The 15268-nt window shown below is 68.6% G+C and carries 18 protein-coding genes; 14 read left to right on the forward strand and 4 right to left on the reverse strand.

The window, feature by feature from the left end; genetic code table 11:
• The first annotated feature begins 96 nt into the window (after positions 1-96).
• Genes SOM10_RS13460 through SOM10_RS13475 form a run of 4 tightly spaced genes read left to right on the forward strand, consistent with a single transcriptional unit; the run spans position 97 to position 5650 of the window.
• On the forward strand, positions 97-1392 hold the full coding sequence (locus tag SOM10_RS13460) for an ABC transporter substrate-binding protein (RefSeq protein WP_320490482.1): 1296 nt from the start codon (positions 97-99) through the stop codon (positions 1390-1392).
• Positions 1373-2404 (forward strand): carbohydrate ABC transporter permease, encoded by a 1032-nt coding sequence (locus SOM10_RS13465; protein WP_082297874.1) that lies wholly within the window; start codon positions 1373-1375, stop codon positions 2402-2404. Before SOM10_RS13460 ends, SOM10_RS13465 begins: the two co-directional genes overlap by 20 nt.
• Positions 2401-3291 carry a carbohydrate ABC transporter permease gene (locus SOM10_RS13470; protein ID WP_056279587.1) on the forward strand — a complete coding sequence of 297 codons (891 nt, stop codon included), beginning with the start codon at positions 2401-2403 and terminating at the stop codon, positions 3289-3291. Before SOM10_RS13465 ends, SOM10_RS13470 begins: the two co-directional genes overlap by 4 nt.
• A 58-nt stretch (positions 3292-3349) precedes the next feature.
• Positions 3350-5650 (forward strand): beta-glucosidase family protein, encoded by a 2301-nt coding sequence (locus SOM10_RS13475; RefSeq protein WP_320490742.1) that lies wholly within the window; start codon positions 3350-3352, stop codon positions 5648-5650.
• 4 nt (positions 5651-5654) lie between these two features.
• On the opposite strand, the gene SOM10_RS13480 is transcribed toward SOM10_RS13475, so the two are convergent.
• Positions 5655-6140, reverse strand: coding sequence for an FBP domain-containing protein (locus tag SOM10_RS13480; RefSeq protein ID WP_320490486.1), 486 nt, complete (start codon positions 6138-6140; stop codon positions 5655-5657).
• A gap of 296 nt (positions 6141-6436) precedes the next feature.
• Between SOM10_RS13480 and SOM10_RS13485 the strand changes: the two genes are divergently transcribed.
• Entirely contained in the window at positions 6437-6799 is a 363-nt protein-coding gene (locus tag SOM10_RS13485) for a hypothetical protein (protein ID WP_320490488.1), read from the forward strand.
• Between the two features lie 24 nt (positions 6800-6823).
• Here SOM10_RS13485 and SOM10_RS13490 read toward each other — a convergent pair whose 3' ends face one another.
• A complete protein-coding gene (locus tag SOM10_RS13490) occupies positions 6824-7003 on the reverse strand; it encodes a hypothetical protein (RefSeq protein ID WP_261987848.1) in 180 nt (59 codons plus the stop codon).
• On the opposite strand from SOM10_RS13490, the gene SOM10_RS13495 reads away from it, so the two are divergent.
• Positions 7002-7262: a hypothetical protein gene (locus tag SOM10_RS13495; RefSeq protein ID WP_232224473.1), complete on the forward strand. Its 261-nt coding sequence runs from the start codon at positions 7002-7004 to the stop codon at positions 7260-7262. The two genes, SOM10_RS13490 and SOM10_RS13495, sit on opposite strands and share 2 nt — an antisense overlap.
• Positions 7263-7429: 167 nt before the next feature.
• On the forward strand, positions 7430-7636 hold the full coding sequence (locus tag SOM10_RS13500; RefSeq protein ID WP_053097611.1) for a CsbD family protein: 207 nt from the start codon (positions 7430-7432) through the stop codon (positions 7634-7636).
• Between the two features lie 48 nt (positions 7637-7684).
• On the opposite strand, the gene SOM10_RS13505 is transcribed toward SOM10_RS13500, so the two are convergent.
• A complete protein-coding gene (locus SOM10_RS13505) occupies positions 7685-7849 on the reverse strand; it encodes a hypothetical protein (RefSeq protein WP_167347464.1) in 165 nt (54 codons plus the stop codon).
• Positions 7850-7972: 123 nt separating this feature from the next.
• On the opposite strand from SOM10_RS13505, the gene SOM10_RS13510 reads away from it, so the two are divergent.
• From SOM10_RS13510 to SOM10_RS13540, 7 genes are all read left to right on the forward strand, one after another.
• Entirely contained in the window at positions 7973-8239 is a 267-nt protein-coding gene (locus SOM10_RS13510; protein ID WP_320490491.1) for a DUF7218 family protein, read from the forward strand.
• A 10-nt stretch (positions 8240-8249) separates the two neighbouring features.
• Positions 8250-9320, forward strand: coding sequence for a carboxylate-amine ligase (locus tag SOM10_RS13515; protein WP_320490493.1), 1071 nt, complete (start codon positions 8250-8252; stop codon positions 9318-9320).
• Positions 9321-9358: 38 nt separating this feature from the next.
• On the forward strand, positions 9359-10765 hold the full coding sequence (locus tag SOM10_RS13520; protein WP_072591747.1) for an MFS transporter: 1407 nt from the start codon (positions 9359-9361) through the stop codon (positions 10763-10765).
• A gap of 61 nt (positions 10766-10826) precedes the next feature.
• The gene (locus SOM10_RS13525; protein ID WP_072591748.1) at positions 10827-11522 is read left to right on the forward strand and encodes a DUF899 family protein; all 696 of its coding nucleotides are present in this window, start codon (positions 10827-10829) and stop codon (positions 11520-11522) included.
• A 32-nt stretch (positions 11523-11554) separates the two neighbouring features.
• Positions 11555-12337, forward strand: coding sequence for an endo alpha-1,4 polygalactosaminidase (locus SOM10_RS13530; protein ID WP_414683587.1), 783 nt, complete (start codon positions 11555-11557; stop codon positions 12335-12337).
• A gap of 37 nt (positions 12338-12374) precedes the next feature.
• The gene (locus SOM10_RS13535) at positions 12375-13076 is read left to right on the forward strand and encodes a hypothetical protein (protein ID WP_053097617.1); all 702 of its coding nucleotides are present in this window, start codon (positions 12375-12377) and stop codon (positions 13074-13076) included.
• Positions 13073-13630, forward strand: a complete 558-nt coding sequence (locus SOM10_RS13540) for a hypothetical protein (RefSeq protein WP_320490495.1) — start codon at positions 13073-13075, stop codon at positions 13628-13630. The genes SOM10_RS13535 and SOM10_RS13540 overlap by 4 nt, the downstream gene beginning before the upstream one ends.
• Before the next feature lie 350 nt (positions 13631-13980).
• Here SOM10_RS13540 and SOM10_RS13545 read toward each other — a convergent pair whose 3' ends face one another.
• The gene (locus SOM10_RS13545; protein WP_320490497.1) at positions 13981-15264 is read right to left on the reverse strand and encodes a hypothetical protein; all 1284 of its coding nucleotides are present in this window, start codon (positions 15262-15264) and stop codon (positions 13981-13983) included.
• Between the last annotated feature and the right edge of the window lie 4 nt (positions 15265-15268).

Consider the following 15268-nt stretch of genomic DNA (forward strand, 5'->3'; position numbering starts at 1 on the left):
GCGTCCGCCGGAGACTCATGCCACTGCGGTCTCACCAGAGTGTCCGCAGGCGCCCCGCAGTGACGCGGCGCGCAACTCGATGAGGAGAACGATCACATGAACAGCAGAAGGCTCCCCCTCGCCTCCGCAGTCACGGTCCTGGCCGTCGGAGCGCTCGCGCTCTCGGGCTGCACCGCGGACTCGTCCGGCTCCGGAGACGGCGGCGACACCAGCATGACCCTGTGGCACAACTCGACGACGGGCCCCGGAGTGGAGTTCTGGGAACAGACCGTCGCGGATTTCGAGAAGGACAACCCGGGCGTCACGATCGAGATCCAGTCGATCCAGAACGAGGATCTCGACGGCAAGCTGCAGACCGCCCTCAACTCCGGCGACGCCCCCGACATCTTCCTGCAGCGCGGTGGCGGCAAGATGGCGGCGATGGTCAAAGCCGGCCAGCTCAAGGATCTCACCGACGCCATCGACGGCCCGGCCGCCGACGAGATCCCCGATGCGTCGTACTCGGCGAACAGCCTTGACGGCAAGATCTACGCCATGCCCGTCGCCGTGTTGCCCGGCGGCCTCTTCTACAGCCAGGACCTCTTCGACCAGGCCGGCATCACCGAGAACCCGACGACCCTCGAGGAGCTCGAGGTCGCCACCGAGGCGCTGAAGGCGGAGGGGATCGACCCGATCGCACTCGGCGCCAAGGACGCCTGGCCCGCCGCGCACTGGTACTACTGGCTGGCGCTGCGCGAATGCAGCTCGGACACCCTCGCCGCCGCGGCGGACGAGATGGACTTCAGCGACGACTGCTGGGTGCGTGCCGGTGAGGACCTGCAGGCGTTCGCCGAGACCGAGCCCTTCAACTCCGGATTCCTGACGACTCCCGCACAGCAGGGCGCGGGCAGCTCGGCCGGCCTCATCGCGAACCACCAGGCCGCCATGGAGCTCATGGGCGCCTGGAACCCCGGCGTCATCGGCTCGCTCACCCCTGATCAGAAGCCGCTGGCCGACCTCAGCTGGTTCCCGTTCCCCGAGGTCGAGGGCGGAGACGGCGAACCCGGCTCCATGATGGGTGGCGTCGACGGCTACTCGTGCTCGGTGGATGCACCGGACGCCTGCGTCGACTTCCTGAACTACATCGGCACCTCGGACGTGCAGACCGCGTACTACAAGGCGTTCAACGCCCCGCCCGTCAACACGGTCGCTCAGGAGGCCGTCACCGAGCCCTACCTGCAGACGATCCTCGAGGCGTACAACGCTGCCCCCTACGCGACGCAGTGGCTCGACACCGTCTACGGCCAGAACGTGGGCAACGCGCTGAACGTCGCCGTGGTCGACCTGCTCGCCGGCAACAGCAGCGCGGAAGACCTCGTCAAGGCTGTGCAGGATGCCGCAGCGAAAGCGTGACATGCGTGCCCGGCTGGAAGTGATCCTTCTGGCCGGGCCCGCCCTGCTCGTGTTCCTCGCCTTCGTCATCTTCCCGGTGCTGATGGCGGCGTACTACGGGTTCTTCAGCTGGCAGGGCTACGGCCCTCCCACCGACTTCGTCGGGCTGAAGAACTACCTCACGATCCTCCAGGACCCGCTGTTCCACGACGCGCTCGCGCACAACGGGTTCATCCTGGTGTTCTCCCTCGTGCTCCAGGGCCCGATCGCCATCGTGCTGGCGCTGCTGCTCAACCGCAAGATGCGCGGCCAGTCGCTGATCCGCGTGCTGATCTTCGTCCCGTACGTGATCTCCGAGGTCGTCGTGGGCACGGGGTGGAGCCTGATGCTGCAGACCAACGGCGCGATCAACGCGATGCTGACGAACATGGGCCTCGGGTTCCTCGCCACCGACTGGCTGTCGGATCCCGGCATCGCGATCTGGACGCTGATGGCCATCATCACGTGGAAGTACATCGGCTTCGCGGTCATCCTGTTCCTCGCAGGCCTCCAGGGCATCCCGGAGGAGCTGCACGAGGCGGCGGCGATCGACGGCGCGTCCTACTGGCAGATCCAGTGGCGCATCACTCTGCCGCTCCTGGCGCCGACTCTGCGCATCTGGGCGTTCCTGTCGATCATCGGCTCACTGCAGCTGTTCGACCTCGTCTACATCATCTGGGGCCAGTACATCGCTTCCACCGCGGGTACGTCGACCATGGCGACCTACATGGTCTCCGAAGGCCGCAACGCCGGCAACTATGGCTACGGCAACGCGGTCGCGGTCGTCCTGTTCCTCATCTCGCTCGTGGTCGCTCTCATCTATCAGCGTGCGGTGCTGCGCAAGGACACCGACGGCGCCCTCACGGGTGCCTCGGGTCGCAAGCGCGGCTCCCGGTCGCGCGCGTCGCAGGATGCCGTCCCGCAGGATGCCGTCGCAGACGCAGACGCCGACTCCGGTGCAGACGCCACCACACAGAAGGAGTACGTCCGATGACCGCCACCTCGGTGCTCGTCACCCAGCGACCCGCACGTCTCGGACGCCCGGGTCGAACCGCCACGCCGAAGCTCCCGTGGGCGCATCCGACCGTGTACTTCGTCGCGCTGATCGCCGTCGGACTGATGCTCGCGCCCATCGCATACATCATCACCGGCGGGTTCCGCACGAACGCGCAGATCACGACCGACCCGTCGGGGTTCCCGTCTCCCTGGGTGGTGTCGAACTACCTCGACGTCCTCACCGGCGACGTGTTCTGGCGGCTCGTGGGCAACTCGACGATCGTCGCCCTCGCGACCACCGTGGGCACCGTCGCTCTCGCGCTGATGGCGGCATACGTGCTCGCTCGATACCGGTTCGCCGGTCGCGGCGTGCTCTACGCCTTCTTCGCCGCAGGCCTGATGTTCCCGCTGACCGTGGCGATCACGCCGCTGTACATCGTGGTGCGCAGTCTCGGGCTGATGAACTCGCTCGGCGGAGTGATCCTGCCGCAGATCGCCTTCGCCCTGCCGACGACCATCATCATCCTCGTGCCGTTCCTCCGGGCGATCCCCGATGAGATCGAGGAGGCCGCGTTCATCGACGGATGCAGCCGCATCGGGTTCTTCTGGCGGATGGTGCTGCCGCTCTCCCTGCCGGGAGTGATCACGACCGGCATCCTGGCGTTCATCGGCAGCTGGAACGGCTATCTGCTGCCGCTGTTCATCCTCAACGACGCCTCGGCGTTCACCTTGCCGCTCGGCGTGCAGTCGTTCGCCTCGCAGTACTCGGTCGACACCGCGAAAGTGCTGGCATTCACCTCCCTGTCGATGATCCCTGCGCTGATCTTCTTCAGCCTGTTCGAACGGCGGATCGTGGGAGGGCTGACCGGTGCTGTCAAGGGCTGACACGGTCGCCGTCGCGACCCCGCACGTCGACGAGAACGAGAACGAGAAAGAGAACACGATGTCGCAGTACGCAGGCGCCGCGCCGCGCTCCCCCCGCGTCGAGGAGCTCCTCGCGCGGATGACCCTCGAGGAGAAGCAGGCGCAGCTCGTCGGCTTCTGGGTGGACCAGGGCGTCGAGGTCGTCGCGCCGATGTCGGGCGAGAAGAAGAGCTCGACCCGCTACGAGGACGCCTCGGAGCACGGGATCGGCCACCTCACCCGGGTGTACGGCACGCGTCCGGTCGACCCTGTGGAACGCGCCGAGTGGCTGTGGGCCGAGCAGCGCCGCCTGAAGGAGCAGACCAGACTCGGCATCCCCGCCATCGTGCATGAGGAGTGCCTGACCGGTCTCGCCGTTTGGAAGGCAGCGACCTTCCCGACGCCGCTCGCCTGGGGCGCCGCGTTCGACCCCGAGCTCGTCGAGGAGGTGGGCCGAGCGGTCGGATCATCGATGCGCGCACTCGGGATCCATCAGGGCCTCGCTCCCGTGCTCGACGTCATCCGCGACCCCCGCTGGGGCCGGGTCGACGAGTGCATCGCCGAGGACCCGCTGGTCGTCGGCCGGGTGGGCACGGCGTATGTCCGCGGCCTCCAGTCCGAGGGCGTGCACGCGACCCTGAAGCACTTCATCGGATACTCCGCTTCGAAGGCCGGACGCAATCACGCGCCCGTGAGCGCGGGCGTGCGAGAGATCGAGGACGTGCTGCTCCCGCCGTTCGAGATGGCGATCCACGAGGGCGGCGCCCGCAGCGTGATGAACTCCTACGTCGACATCGACGGCGTTCCCGTCACGGCAGACGCGCACTACCTGACCGGCATCCTGCGCGATCGCTGGGGGTTCGACGGAGTCGTCGTGTCGGACTACTTCGCGGTCGACTTCCTCTACAGCATGCACCGCGCAGCCGCGGACTCAGCGGACGCCGCCAGGCTCGCGCTCACAGCGGGAATCGATGTCGAGCTGCCCTCGCCCGACGCCTTCGTCACGCTCGCCGATCAGGTGCGGGACGGTCGGCTCCCGGTCGAGATCCTCGACAGGGCCGTGGGCCGGGTGCTTGCGCAGAAGGAGGAGCTCGGGCTGCTGGATGCCGACTTCGACACCCCTCCGACCGCGATCGACCTGGATCCGGCAGAGCACCGTGCGCTCGCGCGCCGTCTCGCCGAGGAGTCGATCGTGCTGCTGAGCAACGACGGATCCCTGCCGCTCGCGCCCTCGACCACCGCGAGGATCGCCGTGATCGGGCCGAACGCCGACAGCGCCGAAGCGCTGATGGGGTGTTACTCGTTCGTCAACCATGTGCTCGCGCATCACCCCGACACCCCCGCAGGCATCGATCTGCCGACGGTCGCCGGCTCGCTGCGCGACGAGTTCCCCGCCGCCGAGATCGTCTCGGCGATCGGATGCGATGTCGAGGGCTCCGATCGCTCCGGCATCCCCGCCGCGGTCGACGCCGCCTCCGCTGCCGACGTCGCCGTCGTCGTGGTGGGCGATCGCGCCGGCCTCTTCGGACGAGGCACCGTGGGCGAGGGCAACGACGTCGAGGACCTCGAGCTCCCCGGCGTCCAGCGCGAGCTGGTCGAGGCCGTCGTCGCGACCGGCACTCCTGTGATCCTCATCGCGATGACCGGACGTCCGTACGTCCTCGACTGGGCGCTGCCGACCCGTGCGGGCGCCGCCGGGACCATGACCGGCCTCGGAGCGGTCGACGGCTCGACTGTGGCGAACGAGGCATCCGCGGGCATCCCCGCGGCTGTGCTGCAGACGTTCTTCCCCGGCGAGGAGGGCGGCCCCGCGATCGCTCGGCTGCTGAGCGGTCGCGTCGCTCCGTCGGGTCGGCTGCCGGTATCGCTGCCGCGTTCGGCGGGAGCGCAGCCGTACTCATATCTGCACCCCGTGCTGGGCGGGCTCACGGATGTCACGAGCGCCGACTCCACGCCCGTGCGGCCCTTCGGCTTCGGTCTCAGCTACACGACCTTCGCCCACGATCAGCTCACCGCACCCGCATCGGTCACCTCGGGGGAGAACTTCCGGGCGACGGTGCGCGTGCGCAACACCGGCGAGATCGCTGCGACGGACGTCGTGCAGCTCTACGCGCACGACGAGGTCGCGAGCGTGACCCGTCCGGTCGCCCAGCTGCTGGATTTCCGGCGGGTCGCGCTCGCGCCCGGTGCCGAGCAGATCGTCGAGTTCGACGTGCCCATCGACCGGCTGGCCTTCACCGGGCTCGACGGCGTCAAGCGGGTCGAAGCAGGAGCCGTACGCCTGTGGGTCGGCGGCGCCTGTGACGAGGAGGAGACGGTCGCCCGGCTCGAGATCGTGTGAGGCGTCAGTCCTTCACACCCGCGATGAACGCGCTCACGTGCTCCTGGAGCTTCAGGATGCGCATCTCGCGGGCGAGTTCGCGGTCGTAGCCCTCGTACGCGAGCGGCGGCAGCACGCGCACGTTCTGCGAGCATCCGAACTCCGCGCAGACGAGGGTGCCGATGCTGTCGCCCTTGCGGCCGGCCGGACCCGCCTTGCGGGCGACGTACAGCTGCACGTCGTTGCGCAGGGTGACGTCCTCGCACCAGGAACACTGGGCTCTGGCCGTGACGCGCTGCTCGGCGCGCTGCAGGATCACGCCGGTGAGGACGTCATCGACCCAGGCGACGACATAGGAACGTCGAGGGAGCTTGGGGTCGACCCAGCCGAGGTAGTCGAGCTTCTCGACGTCGAGGTCGGCGAAGCCGGCGGGCAGGGTGAGATCGGAGACCTCCTTGCGGGAGGCGTTGATGAAGGAGGCGCGCAGGGTGCGCTCGTCGATGGGACGCATGCGTCGGTGCTTTCGTGTGGGCCGCAGAGGGCGGCGGAAGAGGAATGGAGGGCGGCATCCGCACGGATGCCGGGTACGACGTGGTTCCGGGGACGGGATGTTCCGCCTCCGGCCGATCGTCAGCCTCTGTCCGTGGCGCTGAACGCGCCCACGGCTCCATTCCGCGCTCGATCCGGGATCCGGTGAGCGCTCTTCGACAACAGCACCCCGAGAGTCTACGCCCGTTTGTTTCGGAGCATGTCGGCTCGGGTTTCCTCGCTGCCACGGCCGACCTACTCTTGCCGGAACGTCCGCTCATGAAGGAGACCATCGTGTCCACGCCGCTGAACCGCCTTTCGCCCCTCTCGGTGCGTGAGCGTTCTGCGTGCATGTGCCACCACGGCTTCGCGTGCTCCTCGTTCCAGGCGGGTCACGCGCTGCACCTGATCCAGGCGCGCATCGCATCGGCGACCCCGACCGAGTGGGCCGACGCGATCGTCGAGCACGCCGATGCGGCGACCGGCGAGCTGACCGTGCGCACCCTCGACGGGGCGACTCACGCACTGTGGAACAGCGGCGGCGCAGCGCTCGAGGCTCCTGCGGGCACGCCGATCGCGCTGCACGTGCGCTACGGCGTGCTGGCCGTCGGTCGCACGCAGTTCAACGTCGCGCTCTCCTGAGGGCGCCGTACACCTCGCTGCCGCTCAGGCGGCCGCCATCATCATGTCCTTGACGGCCATGCACGCGTCCATGCAGTCCTTGCAGGTCTGAGCGCACATCTTGCACACCTCGCTGTGGTCGGCGTGCGCCATGCACTCGTCCATGCACGTCTGACACATCGCGATGCAGGCGTCGAGCATCGCCATCATCGACGCAGGGGTCATGCCCTGCATCCGCATCATCGACCGCATCATGGTGTTGCACATGTCCGCGCAGTTCATGCATGCCGGCGAGCAGTCCATCATCTGCGTCGAGCACACCGTGCACGCCTGCTCACAGGCCGAGCACGCGTCCATGCAGGCCTGCATGACCGACATGTCCATGGTCGCCATGTCGGGCATCGACATCATGTTCGAGCGCATGGCGCCCATCATCATCGAGTCCATGTTCTACCGCTTCCTTCGTCGACCGCAGCCGAGGTGAGAGCGGGCAGGACCACCCGCCTGGGGCCAGGCTAGTCGTCGCCGACGTCCGCGTCGACGGGGAGGTGGCGCTGTCACGCCCGACCGCGGTTGTCAATCCCGTGTGCAGGATTCTCGGTCCGTGCGACGGTGGACATCCATTGATCGACTGATGAAAGGAATCGCGCCATGAGTGGAGCAGACGACATCAAGAACGCAGCCGAGAAGGCCGGCGGAAAGATCAAGGAGGGCGTCGGAAAGGCGACCGACAACGAGAGCCTCGAAGCCGAGGGTCGCGCCGACCAGACGAAGGCTTCGGTCAAGCAGGCCGGAGAGAACGTCAAGGACGCCGCACACAACGTCGGCGACGGCCTGCGGGACGCTTCCCGGGACTGATCCCTGAAAACGGAGTGAGGCCCGCCGAAGCGGGCCTCACTGCGTGGATCAGCGGGTGCGGCTGCCGGAGATCGCTCGGATCAACCAGGCGATGACCGCGATGGCCAGCAGCACCAGGCCGACCCACAGGAGGAACTGCAGGGACTGCACGAGCCCGCCGGTGATCGCCAGGATGATGGCGACCACGATGATGATGATCAGCAGGATGTTCATCGGTCTTTCCCTTCTTGGGGGCGCGGGGGAGTGCGCCCATCGGTCACTCAACCTAGACCCCCGGGGCCTGTCACCGGAGGGCCTTGACGCGGGGCTTCCCGCCGTGCGAGAGGAGCAGACGACATGCCAGGACGCAGGAACAACTCACTGAAGGATCCGGAGCTGTACGAAGAGCTCCGCGATGACGGCACCTCGAAGGAGAAGGCCGCCAGGATCTCGAACGCCGCAGCCAGAGACGGCCGCAGCACGGTCGGGCGCCGAGGCGGCGAGCACGGCGACTACGAGGACTGGACCGTCGACGAACTGCGCAAACGCGCCAAGGAGATCGGCCTCACCGGTTACAGCGGCAAGCGCAAGGCCGAGCTCATCTCGGCGCTGCGCGATCATTAGGTCCGCGTCTGTGGCCCGGTTCGGTGTCGAGGAGGAGTTCGTCCTCCTCGACGAGCAGACACTCGTGCCGTCGGCCATGAGTCCTGAGACGCGCGAGCGCATCCTCGACGCGGCGGGCTCCGGTCTCACCCCTGAGTATCTGACCTGCCAGCTCGAGTCGGCGACCGAGCCGTGCCTCACGCGAGCGGATGCCGAGGGGCAGCTGCGTCGCACGAGAGGGATTCTCGGCGAGGTCGCTGCGAAGCAGGGATCGATCGTGGCCGCCTCCGGTACCCCCTTCATCTCGCCCAACCGCCTCGTGGTCTCGTCGTCGCCCCATTACGACGCGGTGTCCGCCCAGCTCGTCGAGATCACGCGTGAGCACGAGGTCAACGGCCTGCACATCCACGTCGAGGTGCCGGACGAGGAGGAGCGCGTCCGCGTGGTCAACCGCGTGCGGGCCTGGTTGCCTCCGCTGCTCGCCATCACCGGCAATGCGCCGTTCGCGCACGGGCGGGATTCGGGCTACGCGAGTTGGCGCAGCATCCTGATCCGCCGACTTCCTGCCTCGTGGAGTCCTCCTCTCTTCCACGATCTGAGCGACTACCGCTCGCACGTCGATCAGCTGGTCTCGATGGGCGCCATCGCCGAAGCCAGCTCGCTGTCATGGACCGTCCGCCTGTCCGAGAGGTTCCCCACCGTCGAGGTGCGCGTCTTCGATGCGCAGCTGACGGTCGACGACACGCTGCTCGCCGTGGCCCTGACTCGCGCGCTGCTGGTGAGCGACGCCCTCGACGACTGTCACGGTCTGAGCCTCGACGCGATCGACGCCTCGCTGTGGACCGCGGCCAGATACGGCACGGATGCTCGCCTCGTCGACCCGGTGAACGGATCGATCGAACCGGCCTGGACGATCGCCGACCGGCTGCTCGAACGGCTGCGCCCGGCGCTCGCCCAGCTCGGCGACGACGATTTCGTGGTCGACGGCCTCGCCCGCCTCCGTTCCGAGGGCACCGGCGCCCAGCGCCAGCACCGCGCCTACGCGGATGACGGCGCCGCCGGACTCCGCGAGCTGTATCGGACGAGCACCGCGACCCGCTGACCGCCCCGGAGGTCTCCTGGCGGCAGTAGTGTCGCCGTGTGGCATCCTCTCGCTTCGCGCCGCTGCAGCGGCTCGTGATATCCGTCGCCGTCCTCGCGTCCTTCGTGACCTTCCTCGACGGCACCGTGGTGACCGTCGCCCTGCCCGCGATCAGCCGAGAGCTCGGCGGCGGCATCACCACTCAGCAGTGGGTGGTCGACGCGTACCTCATCACCCTCAGCGCGCTGATCCTGCTCGCGGGGTCGCTGTCGGACGCCTACGGCCGGGTGCTCGTCATGCGCATCGGCCTGATCGCCTTCGGCGTGGCATCCGTCGCGGTGGCCGCCGCACCCGATCCCCTCATCCTGATCATCGCGCGCGCGGCGCAGGGCGCAGCGGGTGCGCTGCTCGTGCCCAGCTCGCTCGCGCTGATCACGGCGACCATGCGCGCCGACGTGCAGTCGCGGGCGATCGGCGTCTGGACCGCGTTCACGACGGCGGCACAGCTGGTCGGCCCCCTGCTGGGCGGGCTCTTCGTCGACTTCCTCTCGTGGAGATTCGTCTTCCTCATCAACGTGGTGCCGATCGCCGTCACGCTCGTGCTGCTCTCGCGCCTGAAGCTGAAGGAGCACCCCAGCGGTGTGCGGGTCGACTGGCTCAGCGGTGCGCTGTGCGCGATCGGTCTGGGCGCTGTGGTCTTCGCGCTGATCGAGCAGCCGAACCTCGGGTGGCAGTCCCCTGCGATCTGGATGCCCGGCGTCGCCGGAGCGGCGCTGTTCGCCTGGTTCCTCGTACGCCAGCAGCGCTCGGCCTCGCCGCTGATGCCGCTGTCGCTGTTCCGGGTGCGCGACTTCGCCTGGGGCAACCTCGCCACCCTCTTCGTCTACGCCGCACTGTCGCTCAACGGCTTCGTCGTCGGCGTCTACCTGCAGCAGGGCGCAGGTCTCAGTGCCACGGCGGCCGGCCTCGCGAGCCTGCCGATGACGATCCTGATGATCCTCGTCAGCTCGCGCGCCGGATCCTGGGCCGGTCGTTTCGGGCCCCGCATCTTCATGACCGTCGGTCCGCTCATCATGGCGGTCGGCGCGCTGATGCTGCTGCTCGTCCGCGAGGACTTCGACTACTGGTGGCAGGTATTGCCGGCGATGATCGTGCTCGGCCTCGGGCTCTCGCTCACCGTGGCTCCGCTCACCTCGGCGATCCTCGGCGCCATCGACGAATCCCGCTCGGGCATCGCCTCCGCGGTCAACAACGCGGTCTCCCGCGTCGCCGGGCTGCTCGTCGTCGCGATGCTGTCGACCATCATCGGCGGCACGCTCGATCTCGCGGGCTTCCACAACGCGGCCTGGGTCACCGCCGCGCTGCTCGTGCTCGGCGGTGTGGTGTCGTGGATCGGCATCCGCCGCAATCCGGCCGAGGAGGCCGAGGCTCCGGCCGTCGACGGGGCACCCTCGCCGATCGGTTGACGATGTCGGTGGTCGGGCGCACACTGGGGGCATCGTCCTACCGAGCACCCGGAGGTCCACCGTGAGCACGCCCCAGACGCCCCTTCCGCCCGTCGTCGACGTTGACACGTGGCGTCGCGAGCTCGATGCACTGCGCGTGCGTGAGAAGGCGGCGACGCGAGAACTCGATGCGATCGCGGCACAACGACGACGACTGCCGATGGTCGAGCTGCCCGACTACACGCTCGTCGGCGAAGACGGGCCGGTGCGGCTGCCCGAGATCTTCGGCGAGCACCGCCAGCTCATCGTCTACAACCACATGTGGACCGACGGCAATGAGTGGCAATGCCCCGGCTGCACCGGCTTCACGTCGCAGTTCACCCGCCTCGACTTCCTCGAGCGCTACTACGACGCCCGCTTCGTGATCGTGACGAACGGACCGATCGATGAGGCACTGGCCTACCGCGACAGGGTGGGCAACCGCATGACCTGGTATTCGAGCGCCGACAGCACCTTCGGTGCCGACATGGACGCCGGGCCGAACGAGGGCTTCGGCGTGAACGTGCTGCTCCGCGACGGCGACACGGTCTATCGCACGTGGCACACGAACGGCCGTGGCACCGAGCGCATGAGCCAGCTGCAGGGTCTCGTCGATCTGCTGCCCTTCGGCCGACAGGAGGAGTGGGAGGACTCCCCCGCCGGCTGGCCCCAGCATGAGACGTATTCTCAAGGGATGGGTTCGAAAGAGATCGCCGCACTGTACGGGGCCGGCAGCTGAGGCGCGCGACGGTCGAGGTCGCCGCCATCGCCGTGCTGGTCCTCACGCTCACAGGGTGCGTCACGACCATCTCCGACCCTCCGGCGCAGTTCGCCCTTCCCCCCGCGGGAGCGACCCCCGACTATCAGCTCGGCGGCGGCTACGACCCCGCCGACGGAGTCGGCATCGTCGGCCGGGACCGCTCGGATGTGCCCGCCGACGGGCTGTACTCGGTCTGCTATGTGAACGGATTCCAGACCCAGCCGGGCGAGCTCGACACCTGGCCCGACGACCTCGTGCTGCAGAGCGACGGCGAGCCGGTGTTCGACCCCGATTGGCCCGATGAGGCTCTGCTCGACACGTCGACGGACGAGCGCCGCGAGCGCATCGCCGAGATCGCCGGACCGTGGATCGAGGGGTGCGCCGAGTCGGGATTCGACGCGGTCGAGTTCGACAACCTCGACTCGTACACCCGCTCGGACGACGCGCTCACTCTCGACGACAACCTCGCCCTCGCGGCGCTGCTGGTCGACGTCGCCCACGACTCCGGACTCGCGGCCGGGCAGAAGAACGCCGCCGAAGACGCACCGGTGCTGCGCGAGCACGCAGGATTCGACTTCGCCGTCGTCGAGGAGTGCAGCGTCTTCGACGAGTGCGGGGCGTTCACCGACGTCTACGGAGACGCCGTGATCGACATCGAGTACTCCGACGAGCTGCCGCGGTCGTTCGACGAGATGTGCGCCGACGACGACGCCCCCTCGTCGATGGTGCTGCGAGACCGCGACCTCGTCACGCCGTCAGACGACGGGTACGTGTTCGAGACCTGCGATCGCTGACCGTCGCCTCAGCAATGCACATCGATATGCTGGCCCCGTGAGCATGACGGGGGATCACGGTGGCGCCACGCCTGCGGCCTCGCGCCCGGCGCCCGCGCAGGTCGTGCGGCACGCTGCCTCCCGGTGGACGCGCGGGATCGCCGAGCTGCCCCGATGGATCTGGTTCGCCGCAGTCGCGGTCGCCGCCGTGGCCATCGTCGTCGCGGCGATGGGCGGGTTCGCCCGTGCAGAGGCTTCGCCGACGCTGCTCGGCGCGGATGAGGAAGTGCGCACCTCGCAGTACGCGATCACCGTGCTCGACGCCGAGTTCGCCACCGAGGTCGAGTCGGAGTATCTCGAGGCGGAGCCCGGCGAGAAGCTGCTCGTGATGAGCACGCGCATGGAGAATCTCTCGGATGCTCCGATCGGAGTCGGCACCACCGTCGACCGCATAAGCACCGGGTTCGTCAACACCGGCCGTCCGCTTCTCGACCTCGCAGGCGTCCCCGCGAGTGACTCGGTGGCGGTCTGGCGAGCGGACGGGTCATCCGGCCAGGTCATCCTGCAGCCGGGCGTCCCCAGCCAGGTGACCTTCGCCTGGACCATACCCGAGGACGCGTTCCTCGACGGTTCTGTCGCGCTCGACGTGCACGAGGTGCAGATCCAGCGTGGAGCGGTGATCCTCTCCTCACGAGCGGTCACGTGGCGCCCTGCCGCCCTCAGCGCACGCATCTCGGTCACCGCCCAGGAGACACGATGAGACGCGCGACCCCCTGGCTGGTCGGCGCTGCGCTGGTGGTCGCGGCCGGCGCGCTGACCGCCGTCACCCCGACCGATGACGACGTCATCGGTCCGACCGTCGTGCGTGGCGCCTTCGGCGACCCCGTCGAATCCCGCACTCTGATCGCGGCAGCGACGGACGCGACGTTCGCGGACCAGGTGGCGGTGTCCGGTGGCGACTGGAGCGCGGAGGGGAACTGGCTCGTCGTGACGGTGATCGCCTCGGCGCCCCGCACGGAGGTGGATGCCGCCATCCAGCTCGCGACGCTGACGATCGACGATCGCGTGTTCCAGGCCAGCGAGCGACCCGACGCGACGCTGACGTCGACCCCGCTGCGACTCGGCATCGACACGGTCGGGACGCTGGCGTTCGAGCTGCCACCGGATCTGACATCGGGGCAGGCGGACCTGCGTCTCATCTCCTCGTACTTCACCGCCGAGCTCGACGACGTGATCGCCATCCCGTTCGAACTGGACGACCTTCCTCGCACGCCGAGTCTCGAGCTCGATGACCCCGAACTGCGGATCCCATGAGCTGGTGGCGGACGCAGCGGACCGGGCTGATCGCGTTGGCGATCGCGGCCGTCGCGATGGTGGGCGCCACGGCATGGCTCGACATCGCGCCGAGCATCCGGCCGACGGATCGGGTGATCGACGCCGACACGACGGTCGACATCGCCGGACAGACCCTCACGCTCGGGCCCACGGAATGGGCGGAGTTCGAGGCGCCTACGGGGAGCCGCACGCTCAGCGTCCGACTGTCGTCGAGCGGCGGATCCGCGGCATCGCTCTGCGGACAGACGACGCTCACAGAGATCGACGCCGATCGCACCTGGCTCAGCTCTCGCGCAGACCTCGATGTGCCCTACGACGAGGGCGAGAGCTCATGCATCGCCGAGCCGGCGTCGTACCGCATCCTGCTGACCTTCCTGCTTCCCGACGACGCCGATGGCCCGTTCCTGCTCGACGTCGAGGGCAGTGACGACGACCTCGCCCGCTTCCGTATCGAGCCCTGACGGGCGGGTGTCGAGGCCAGACCGGGGCCGGCCGATGACGGCGTCATAGGCCGTGGCGACGATCGCCACCCTGAGCGGTTCGGCGATGGCACCGATGGCGACGGTGACGAGTGGGAAGAACCCCGCCCAGAACGACGATTCGTGGCCCCCGATCAGCAGCAGGACTCCCCGGGTGCCCGCCTGCTCGGCGAAGCCCCACGCGGCGTAGGCCAGTGCGTAGACGCCGAAGAGCAACGGCCCGCCACGCCAGATCACCGCGACGGCAGCCCAGAGGCCTTCGAGTCGCATCACCAGCGTGCGCGCGATGCTCAGGGCCGCCCCTCGCGCCGCTCCCCCGCCGACGCGTGCGAACGGCGGAGTCGAGTCGAAGGTCGTGCCGAAGATCACACCGGCGACCGTGAGCCACGCCGCGGGGACGAGGAGTGCGGCGACGAGGATGCCCGCCAGCCACGTCGCCCCTTCCCATACGGCGGCGATGGGTTCGATGTTCACCGAGAACCAGTCGCCGAGGCTCTGCAGCCACCCGGCCGCCTCTCGTTCACCGAACCAGTCCAGGACGCTGACCCACCACCGTGCGACGAGTGTGAAGAGCATGAAGGTCCACAGCACCTCGGCATAGGTGGCCAGGATGATCGTCCACCGCGGCAGCCGGTCGGCGAAGCGCGTGAAGAGCAGTCGTGCGATCAACGCGATCACGAGCACCGTCACCGGCAGCACGCCGACCGCGATGACACCACCGCGGTCGCCCATCTGGACGAGGTCGTACCCGGAATCGGCCAGCGCGATCGCGCTCGCGATCTGGAAGAACTCGATCTGGTCGGCATCGAGCAGACCCCACGCGGTGTAGAAGGCGAAGAACGGCAGGATCGCGGCGAGAGTCGCGGAGGCGAACTCGCGGAGGCCGCCGGCATCCTCCCTCCGGCTGTGCGGCAAGGAGGGGCGCACAGTGAGATACATCGCGACGTACGCGACGAGTCGGGCGGCGACCGCCAGCGGCAGCAGCAGCAGGCCCCCGAGCGTGGTGTGACCGCCGACGAAGCCGGCGAGCTCGATCAGTACGCGATGCAGCGCCTCGCCCCCGAGATACCAGGCCATGAGCGCAGGCCAGTGTCGGGCGAGGATGCGCCCGAACGTGCGGAGGGCCTGTGACATGTGC

The organism is Microbacterium sp. CFBP9023, assembly GCF_034045055.1.
In the GTDB taxonomy this organism is placed as follows: Bacteria; Actinomycetota; Actinomycetes; order Actinomycetales; family Microbacteriaceae; genus Microbacterium.

What these genes read in the sequence shown, in the direction of transcription:
- SOM10_RS13510 (WP_320490491.1), top strand. Translation starts at nt 7,973, where the DNA reads ATGCCAGGACGCAGGAACAACTCACTGAAGGATCCGGAGCTGTACGAA.
- SOM10_RS13495 (WP_232224473.1), top strand. Translation starts at nt 7,002, where the DNA reads ATGCCCTGCATCCGCATCATCGACCGCATCATGGTGTTGCACATGTCC.
- SOM10_RS13475 (WP_320490742.1), top strand. Translation starts at nt 3,350, where the DNA reads ATGTCGCAGTACGCAGGCGCCGCGCCGCGCTCCCCCCGCGTCGAGGAG.
- SOM10_RS13505 (WP_167347464.1), bottom strand. Translation starts at nt 7,849, where the DNA reads ATGAACATCCTGCTGATCATCATCATCGTGGTCGCCATCATCCTGGCG.
- SOM10_RS13545 (WP_320490497.1), bottom strand. Translation starts at nt 15,264, where the DNA reads ATGTCACAGGCCCTCCGCACGTTCGGGCGCATCCTCGCCCGACACTGG.
- SOM10_RS13480 (WP_320490486.1), bottom strand. Translation starts at nt 6,140, where the DNA reads ATGCGTCCCATCGACGAGCGCACCCTGCGCGCCTCCTTCATCAACGCC.
- SOM10_RS13465 (WP_082297874.1), top strand. Translation starts at nt 1,373, where the DNA reads ATGCCGCAGCGAAAGCGTGACATGCGTGCCCGGCTGGAAGTGATCCTT.
- SOM10_RS13470 (WP_056279587.1), top strand. Translation starts at nt 2,401, where the DNA reads ATGACCGCCACCTCGGTGCTCGTCACCCAGCGACCCGCACGTCTCGGA.
- SOM10_RS13490 (WP_261987848.1), bottom strand. Translation starts at nt 7,003, where the DNA reads ATGACCCCTGCGTCGATGATGGCGATGCTCGACGCCTGCATCGCGATG.
- SOM10_RS13485 (WP_320490488.1), top strand. Translation starts at nt 6,437, where the DNA reads ATGAAGGAGACCATCGTGTCCACGCCGCTGAACCGCCTTTCGCCCCTC.
- SOM10_RS13460 (WP_320490482.1), top strand. Translation starts at nt 97, where the DNA reads ATGAACAGCAGAAGGCTCCCCCTCGCCTCCGCAGTCACGGTCCTGGCC.
- SOM10_RS13500 (WP_053097611.1), top strand. Translation starts at nt 7,430, where the DNA reads ATGAGTGGAGCAGACGACATCAAGAACGCAGCCGAGAAGGCCGGCGGA.
- SOM10_RS13540 (WP_320490495.1), top strand. Translation starts at nt 13,073, where the DNA reads ATGAGACGCGCGACCCCCTGGCTGGTCGGCGCTGCGCTGGTGGTCGCG.